The organism is Streptomyces sp. NPDC057302, from assembly GCF_042667685.1.
GTDB lineage: Bacteria > Actinomycetota > Actinomycetes > Streptomycetales > Streptomycetaceae > Streptomyces.
Genome location: NZ_JBHUZJ010000154.1, coordinates 1 through 8,007, shown reverse-complemented (window position 1 = coordinate 8,007; position 8,007 = coordinate 1). Strand labels below are relative to the sequence as shown.

Below are 8,007 nucleotides of genomic sequence, written 5' to 3'. Positions count from 1 at the left end.
GTCCACCGAGAGGTGGACCGGGCCTTGGCGTTGTGCGGGCCGTTCAGGGAGAGGACGGCGGATACAGATCGCGCGGCAGTTGCGAGGCCGCGGCCGCGTCGAGCAGCCACAGCGTCCGCGACCTGCCGTACGCACCCGCGGCGGGCGCCTGTACCTCGCCCGCGCCCGACAGGGCGATCGCCGCGGCGTTCGCCTTGTCCTCGCCCGCGGCGAGCAGCCACACCTCACGGGCCGACCGGATCGCCGGGAGCGTGAGCGTGATGCGGACCGGCGGCGGCTTGGGCGCGCCGTGCACGCCCACCACCGTCCGCTCCGTCTCACGCACGGCCGGCAACTCCGGGAAGAGCGAGGCGACATGGGTGTCGGGGCCGACGCCCAGCATCAGCACGTCGAACGTCGGCACCGGACCATGGTCTTCGGGCCCCGCGGCCGCGGTCAGCTCGGCCGCGTACATCCCGGCCGCCGCGTCCACCTCGTAGGCGCCGTCCGACGCGGGCATCGGATGCACCCGGGCCGGGTTCAGGGGCACCGAGTCGAGCAGTGCCTCCTTGGCCTGGGTGTAGTTGCGCTCCGGGTCGCCGTCCGGCAGGAAGCGCTCGTCGCCCCACCACAGGTCGAGGCGCGACCAGTCGATCGCGTCCTTCGCGGGGGACGAACTCAGCGCCGCGAGCAGGCCGTTGCCGTTGCGGCCACCGGTGAGGACCACCGACGCGTAACCGCGGGCGGCCTGCGCGTCGACGACCTTCGTGATGAGGCGGGCCGCCGCGGCCTGCGCCATCAGCTCCTTGTCGCGGTGGACCACGAGCTGCGGGGCCGTGCTCACTTCGCCGCCGCCTTCTTGGCCGCGGTCTTCTTCGCCGGAGCCTTCTTGGCGGCCTCGGTGGGCTCCTCCACCTCGGGGACCGAGGTCTGCTCCGCCGGCTCGCCCAGGCGGTCCACGCCGAACTTCAGCGCGGACGCGTAGGTGTCGTCCGGGTCGAGGCGGCGCAGCTCCTCGGCGATCAGCTCGGCCGTCTCGCGGCGCTTGAGCGCCACGGCACGGTCGGGCTGCCCCTGCATGGAGAGCGTGGCGAGGGAGCCGTCGGCCCGGCCGAGCACGATGGGACCGCAGTCGGTGTCCATGCGTACGCCGGTGAGGCCGGGGCCCGCGGACAGCGAGCGCTTCACGGGGACGTCGAGCCGGTCCGCGAGCCACATGGCCAGCAGCTCGCAGCTCGGGTTGAACTCCTCGCCCTCCACCTCGACGGAGGTGACCTTGCAGGTGACCTGGTCGAGGGCCGCCGCGAGCATCGAGCGCCACGGGGTGATCCGGGTCCAGGCCAGGTCCGTGTCGCCGGGGTGGTAGGCCTCGGCGCGCGCGGTCAGCTCATGGATCGGCTGCTCGGCCGCGTACGTGTCCGTGACGCGGCGCTGGGCGAGCGCGCCGAGCGGGTCCTTGGCCGGGTCGAGCGGCGCGTTGACCGGCCACCACACGACCACGGGCGCGTCGGGAAGCAGCAGCGGCAGGACCACCGACTGGGCGTGGTTGATGCCCTCGCCGTACAGGCGCAGGATCACCGTCTCGCCGGTGCCCGCGTCCGCGCCGACCCGCACCTCGGCGTCGAGGCGCGAGGTCGTGCGGTCGCGGGGCGAGCGCGCGGCCCGCTTGATGACGACCAGCGTGCGCGAAGGGTGCTCGCGGGACGCCTCGTTGGCGGCCTTCAGGGAGTCGTAGGCGTTCTCCTCGTCGGTGACGATGACGAGGGTGAGCACCATGCCGACGGCCGGGGTGCCGATCGCCCTGCGCCCCTGCACGAGCGCCTTGTTGATCTTGCTGGACGTGGTGTCCGTAAGGTCGATCTTCATGGGCGACGCCAGCTCCGTCCGTCTCGTGCGAGCATTTCGTCCGCCTCGGTCGGGCCCCAGGTGCCGGACGAATACTGCGCGGGCTTGCCGTGCTTGTCCCAGTACTCCTCGATCGGGTCGAGGATGTTCCAGGAGAGCTCGACCTCCTCCGTGCGCGGGAAGAGGTTGGCGTCGCCGAGCAGGACGTCCAGGATCAGGCGCTCGTACGCCTCCGGGCTGGACTCGGTGAAGGACTCGCCGTACGCGAAGTCCATCGACACGTCGCGGATCTCCATCGAGGTGCCGGGCACCTTCGAGCCGAACCGGACCGTGATGCCCTCGTCGGGCTGGACGCGGATGACGATCGCGTTCTGGCCCAGTTCCTCCGTCGCCGTCTGGTCGAAGGGGGAGTGGGGCGCGCGCTGGAAGACGACCGCGATCTCCGTGACGCGGCGGCCAAGACGCTTGCCGGTGCGCAGGTAGAACGGGACGCCCGCCCAGCGGCGGTTGTCCACCTCCAGCTTGATGGCCGCGTAGGTGTCGGTCTTCGACTTGGGGTCGATGCCGTCTTCCTGGAGGTAGCCGACGGCCTTCTCGCCGCCCTGCCACCCCGCGGCGTACTGACCGCGGACCGTGCTCTCGCCGAGGTCCTTGGGCAGCCGCACGGCGCCCAGGACCTTCGCCTTCTCGGCGACGAGCGCGTCCGCCCCGAAGGAGGCGGGCTCCTCCATCGCGGTCAGCGCCATCAGCTGGAGCAGGTGGTTCTGGATGACGTCACGGGCGGCGCCGATGCCGTCGTAGTAGCCGGCTCGGCCGCCGATGCCGATGTCCTCGGCCATCGTGATCTGGACGTGGTCCACGTACGACCGGTTCCAGATCGGCTCGAACATCTGGTTGGCGAAGCGGAGCGCCAGGATGTTCTGGACGGTCTCCTTGCCGAGGTAGTGGTCGATCCGGAACACCTGGTCGGGGTCGAACACCTCGTGCACGATCGCGTTGAGTTCCTTGGCGGACGCCAGGTCGTGCCCGAAGGGCTTCTCGATGACCCCGCGGCGCCAGGAGCCCTCGGGAGCGTCCGCGAGCCCGTGCTTCTTGAGCTGCTGGACGACCTGGGGGAAGAACTTCGGCGGCACGGAGAGGTAGAAGGCGAAGTTGCCGCCCGTGCCCTGTGCCTTGTCGAGGTCCTGGATGGTGGCCTTGAGCTGCTCGAAGGCGTCGTCGTCGTCGAAGTTGCCCTGGACGAAGCGCATGCCCTGGATGAGCTGCTGCCAGACCTCCTCGCGGAAGGGCGTACGCGCGTGCTCCTTGACCGCGTCGTGCACCTCCTGCGCGAAGTCCTCGTCCTGCCACTCGCGGCGGGCGAAACCGATCAGGGAAAAGCCCGGGGGAAGCAGGCCTCGGTTGGCGAGGTCATAGACAGCGGGCATCAGCTTTTTACGGGACAAATCGCCCGTGACGCCAAAGATCACCAGGCCCGACGGCCCCGCGATACGCGGGAGCCGTCGGTCTGCGGCGTCACGCAGCGGATTGCTGCTTGACAAGATGGTCAGCCCTCCGAAGGGGTGAGGCGCTTGAGCTCCGCCTCGGTGGACTTGAGCAGGTCGTTCCAGGACGCCGCGAACTTCTCGACGCCCTCGTCCTCGAGCAGCTGCACCACGTCGTCGTAGCCGATGCCGAGCTTCTCGACGGCCTCGATCTCGCCGCGCGAGGCGTCGTACGTCCCGGCGATGGTGTTGCCGGTGATCTGACCGTGGTCGGCCGAGGCCTCCAGGGTCGCCTCCGGCATCGTGTTCACCGTGTTCGGCGCGACCAGGTCGTCGACGTACAGGGTGTCCTTGTACGCCGGGTCCTTGACGCCGGTCGAGGCCCACAGCGGACGCTGCTTGTTGGCCTGCGCCTTGTCGAGCGCGGCCCAGCGGTCGGACGAGAAGACGTCTTCGTACGCCTCGTACGCCAGACGGGCGTTGGCGAGCGCGGCCTTGCCCTTGGCGGACTTGGCCTCGTCGGTGCCCAGGGCGTCCAGGCGCTTGTCGATCTCGGTGTCCACGCGGGACACGAAGAAGGACGCCACCGAGTGGATCTTGGAGAGGTCCAGGCCCGCGGCCTTCGCCTTCTCCAGGCCCGCCAGGTACGCGTCCATGACCTCGCGGTAGCGCTCGAGCGAGAAGATCAGCGTCACGTTCACGCTGATGCCCTTGCCGATGACCTCGGTGATCGCGGGCAGGCCCGCCTTCGTCGCCGGGATCTTGATGAGCGTGTTCGGACGGTCCACCAGCCAGGCGAGCTGCTTGGCCTCGGCGACGGTCGACTTGGTGTTGTGCGCCAGGCGCGGGTCCACCTCGATCGACACGCGGCCGTCCTGGCCGCCCGTCGCGTCGAAGACCGGGCGCAGGATGTCGGCGGCGTCACGGACGTCCGCCGTCGTGATCATGCGGATGGCCTCTTCGACGGTGACACCGCGGGCGGCGAGGTCACTGAGCTGCTGCTCGTAACCGTCACCGCTGCTGATCGCCTTCTGGAAGATCGACGGGTTCGTGGTGACACCCACGACGTGGCTCTGGTCGATCAGCTCGGCGAGGTTGCCGGACGTGATCCGCTTGCGCGACAGGTCGTCCAGCCAGATCGCGACGCCTTCGTCGGAGAGGCGCTTGAGTGCGTCTGTCATGAGGATTACATCTCCTACTTGGTCGTATGTCGGCGTCAGCGCTGAGCGGCGTCGATCGATTCCCGCGCGGCGGAGGCCACCGCGTCGGCGGTGAACCCGAACTCGCGGAACAGCGTCTTGGCGTCCGCGGAAGCGCCGAAGTGCTCCAGCGAGACGATGCGCCCGGCGTCACCCACGAAGCGGTGCCAGGTCAGGCCGATGCCCGCCTCGACCGCCACGCGCGCCTTGACGGACGGCGGAAGCACGCTGTCGCGGTACTCCTTGTCCTGCGCCTCGAACCACTCGACGCACGGCATCGAGACGACACGGGTGGGAACGCCCGCGGCCTGGAGCTGCTCGCGCGCCTCGACGGAGAGCTGCACCTCGGAGCCGGTGCCGATGAGGACGACCTCGGGGGTACCGCCGTCGGCCTCGAACAGGACGTAGCCGCCCTTGACCGCGCCCTCGGTGACCTCGCGGTCGTACGTCGGCACGCCCTGACGGGTCAGCGCGAGGCCGTGCGGGGCGCCCTTGCCGAACTCCTTCGTGTAGCGCTTGAGGATCTCGCGCCACACGACGGCGGTCTCGTTCGCGTCCGCCGGGCGGACCACGTTCAGGCCCGGGATGGCACGCAGCGAGGCCAGGTGCTCGACCGGCTGGTGCGTCGGGCCGTCCTCGCCGAGACCGACGGAGTCGTGCGTCCACACGTACGTCACCGGAAGGTGCATCAGCGCGGAAAGGCGGACGGCGTTGCGCATGTAGTCGGAGAACACCAGGAAGGTGCCGCCGAAGATGCGGGTGTTGCCGTGCAGCGCGATGCCGTTCATCTCCGCGGCCATGGAGTGCTCGCGGATGCCGAAGTGGATCGTGCGGCCGTACGGGTTCGCCCCGGGCAGCGGGTTGCCCACCGGGAGGAACGACGACGTCTTGTCGATCGTGGTGTTGTTCGAGCCCGCGAGGTCGGCGGAGCCGCCCCACAGCTCGGGGATCACCGCGCCGAGCGCCTGGAGGACCTTGCCGGACGCGGCACGCGTCGCGACGCCCTTGCCCGCCTCGAAGACCGGGAGCTTCTCCTCCCAGCCCTGCGGGAGCTCGCCCGCGGCGATGCGGTCGAACTCCGCGGCGCGCTCGGCCTCGGCGGTGCGCCAGGAGGCGAAGCCCTTCGCCCACTGGGCCTTGGCGTCGCTGCCGCGGTCGAGCGCCGCACGGGTGTGCGCGAGGACCTCGTCCGGGACCTCGAAGTTCTGCTCCGGGTCGAAGCCGAGGACGCGCTTGGTGGCCGCGACCTCTTCGTCGCCGAGCGCCGAGCCGTGCGCGGCCTCGGTGTTCTGCGCGTTCGGCGCGGGCCAGGCGATGATCGAGCGCATCGCGATGAAGGAGGGGCGCTCCGTCTCCGCCTTCGCGGCCTGGATCGCCTTGTACAGGGCGACCGGGTCGAGGTCGCCGTTCTCCTTGGGCGCCACGCGCTGGACGTGCCAGCCGTAGGCCTCGTACCGCTTCATGGTGTCTTCGGAGACCGCGGTCTCCGTGTCGCCCTCGATGGAGATGTGGTTGTCGTCCCACAGCAGTACGAGGTTGCCGAGCTTCTGGTGCCCGGCCAGCGACGACGCCTCGCCGGAGATGCCCTCCTGGAGGCAGCCGTCACCGGCGATGGCGAAGATGTGGTGGTCGAACGGCGACTCGCCGGCAGCGGTCTCCGGGTCGAACAGGCCGCGCTCGTAACGGGAGGCCATCGCCATGCCCACGGCGTTCGCGACGCCCTGGCCGAGCGGGCCCGTCGTCGTCTCCACGCCCGTGGTGTGTCCGTACTCCGGGTGACCGGGGGTCTTGGAACCCCAGGTGCGGAACGCCTTCAGGTCATCGAGCTCCAGGCCGAAGCCGGCCAGGTAGAGCTGGATGTAGAGGGTCAGGGACGAGTGGCCCGCGGAAAGAACGAACCGGTCGCGCCCGGTCCACTCGGCGTCCGCGGGGTCGTGCCGCATCACCTTCTGGAAGAGGGTGTAGGCGGCAGGCGCGAGGCTCATGGCCGTACCCGGATGGCCGTTGCCGACCTTCTGTACGGCGTCCATGGCCAGGACGCGGGCAGTATCAACAGCCCGCTGGTCCAGTTCGGTCCACTCGAGGTCTGTGGTGGTCGGCTTGGTGCTCACCCTGAGTCAGGGCTCCTCTCCACATGTCGAATGCCGGCGATGTAGATCCCACCGGCCGATGTCGAGCCTACCGCTGTAAAGACGTGCATTTTTTCGAGTGATTCCAGAGTGCCGGGGTGTGCCGGTATCCGCCTCCCGAAAGGGATCCACGGTGTTCACCATGTGATCCCGAAGCCGCTCATCTGGACTCTCGGAACGAGTGCCGGACCGCTCATCTGAACGGGTGGTGAGCCGCGTTTCGCGCGGGCCAACACGCCGCCCACACGACCCCACCCCCGCGAAGGGCGAGGTATGGGCAACGTCTACAGTGGCGTGGTACGCGCGAGCCTTTACCGGATCTTCATGTCTGAACGTCCGACGCGGCTTGCTGGGAAGTCTCTGTCAGGGGTGTGCGTGACGGCCGTTGAATCCCGTCCAGCGGGAGCAATTGGGACGAGCTCTAGCCCAAGCCACCGGCCGCTCGGGGCCCGTGTCATGGCGTTCGTGGCGCTGACCAAGCCGCGAATCATCGAACTCCTCCTGATCACCACCGTTCCGGTGATGTTCCTCGCCGAACAGGGGGTGCCCGACCTGTGGCTGGTCTTCGTGACCTGCGTCGGCGGCTACCTCTCGGCGGGCGGCGCCAACGCGCTCAACATGTACATCGACCGTGACATCGACGCCCTGATGGACCGCACGTCCCAGCGGCCCCTGGTCACGGGGATGGTCAGCCCCCGCGAGTGCCTCGCGTTCGGCATCGCGCTGGCGATCGGCTCCACGCTGCTCTTCGGCCTCGTCGTCAACTGGCTGTCGGCCTGGCTCGCCCTGGGGGCCCTGCTCTTCTACGTGGTCGTCTACACGATGATCCTGAAGCGCCGGACCTCGCAGAACATCGTCTGGGGCGGCATCGCGGGCTGCATGCCGGTCCTCATCGGCTGGTCCGCGGTCACCGACTCCATGTCGTGGGCGCCGGTCATCCTCTTCCTCGTCATGTTCTTCTGGACGCCGCCGCACTACTGGCCGCTCTCCATGAAGGTCAAGGAGGACTACGCGCGCGTGGGCGTTCCGATGCTGCCCGTCGTCGCGTCGAACAAGGTGGTCGCCCGGCAGATCGTCCTCTACAGCTGGGTGATGGTCGCCGTCTCGCTGCTGCTCCAGCCGCTCGGCTACACCGGCTGGTTCTACACGGCGGTGGCCTTCGTGACCGGCGGCTACTGGCTGTGGGAGGCGCACGGTCTGCAGAACCGTGCCAAGGCGGAGGCCACGGGCGGCAAGCTCAAGGAGATGCGGCTCTTCCACTGGTCGATCACCTACGTCTCGCTGCTGTTCGTGGCGGTCGCGGTGGACCCCTTCCTGCGCTGAGCGTCCTGGCTTCGCCGACGGGCGGGGCACGTGGTGTTGAACGCCACG

General features: G+C 69.3%; 6 protein-coding genes. 1 reads left to right on the top strand and 5 read right to left on the bottom strand.

The window, feature by feature from the left end:
- Nucleotides 1–43 precede the first annotated feature (43 nt).
- The 5 genes from pgl to tkt are packed head-to-tail and all read right to left on the bottom strand — an operon-like array spanning nt 44 to nt 6,618.
- A complete protein-coding gene (gene pgl / locus ACFUPX_RS43700) occupies nt 44–823 on the bottom strand; it encodes a 6-phosphogluconolactonase (protein ID WP_383335257.1) in 780 nt (259 codons plus the stop codon).
- Nucleotides 820–1,845, bottom strand: a complete 1,026-nt coding sequence (opcA, locus tag ACFUPX_RS43695; RefSeq protein ID WP_383335255.1) for a glucose-6-phosphate dehydrogenase assembly protein OpcA — start codon at nt 1,843–1,845, stop codon at nt 820–822. The genes pgl and opcA overlap by 4 nt, the downstream gene beginning before the upstream one ends.
- Nucleotides 1,842–3,365, bottom strand: a complete 1,524-nt coding sequence (zwf, locus tag ACFUPX_RS43690) for a glucose-6-phosphate dehydrogenase (protein WP_383335253.1) — start codon at nt 3,363–3,365, stop codon at nt 1,842–1,844. Before zwf ends, opcA begins: the two co-directional genes overlap by 4 nt.
- 5 nt (nt 3,366–3,370) lie before the next feature.
- Entirely contained in the window at nt 3,371–4,489 is a 1,119-nt protein-coding gene (gene tal / locus ACFUPX_RS43685) for a transaldolase (RefSeq protein ID WP_383335251.1), read from the bottom strand.
- Between the two features lie 35 nt (nt 4,490–4,524).
- Nucleotides 4,525–6,618 (bottom strand): transketolase, encoded by a 2,094-nt coding sequence (tkt, locus tag ACFUPX_RS43680; protein ID WP_383335249.1) that lies wholly within the window; start codon nt 6,616–6,618, stop codon nt 4,525–4,527.
- Nucleotides 6,619–7,005: 387 nt separating this feature from the next.
- Here tkt and ACFUPX_RS43675 point away from each other — a divergent pair, with 387 nt between their 5' ends.
- A complete protein-coding gene (locus tag ACFUPX_RS43675; RefSeq protein WP_383335259.1) occupies nt 7,006–7,959 on the top strand; it encodes a heme o synthase in 954 nt (317 codons plus the stop codon).
- Nucleotides 7,960–8,007 lie beyond the last annotated feature (48 nt).

Excerpts from the sequence above, each read along its gene's own strand:
- opcA (WP_383335255.1), bottom strand. The coding sequence starts at position 1,845 with ATGAAGATCGACCTTACGGACACCACGTCCAGCAAGATCAACAAGGCG.
- tal (WP_383335251.1), bottom strand. The coding sequence starts at position 4,489 with ATGACAGACGCACTCAAGCGCCTCTCCGACGAAGGCGTCGCGATCTGG.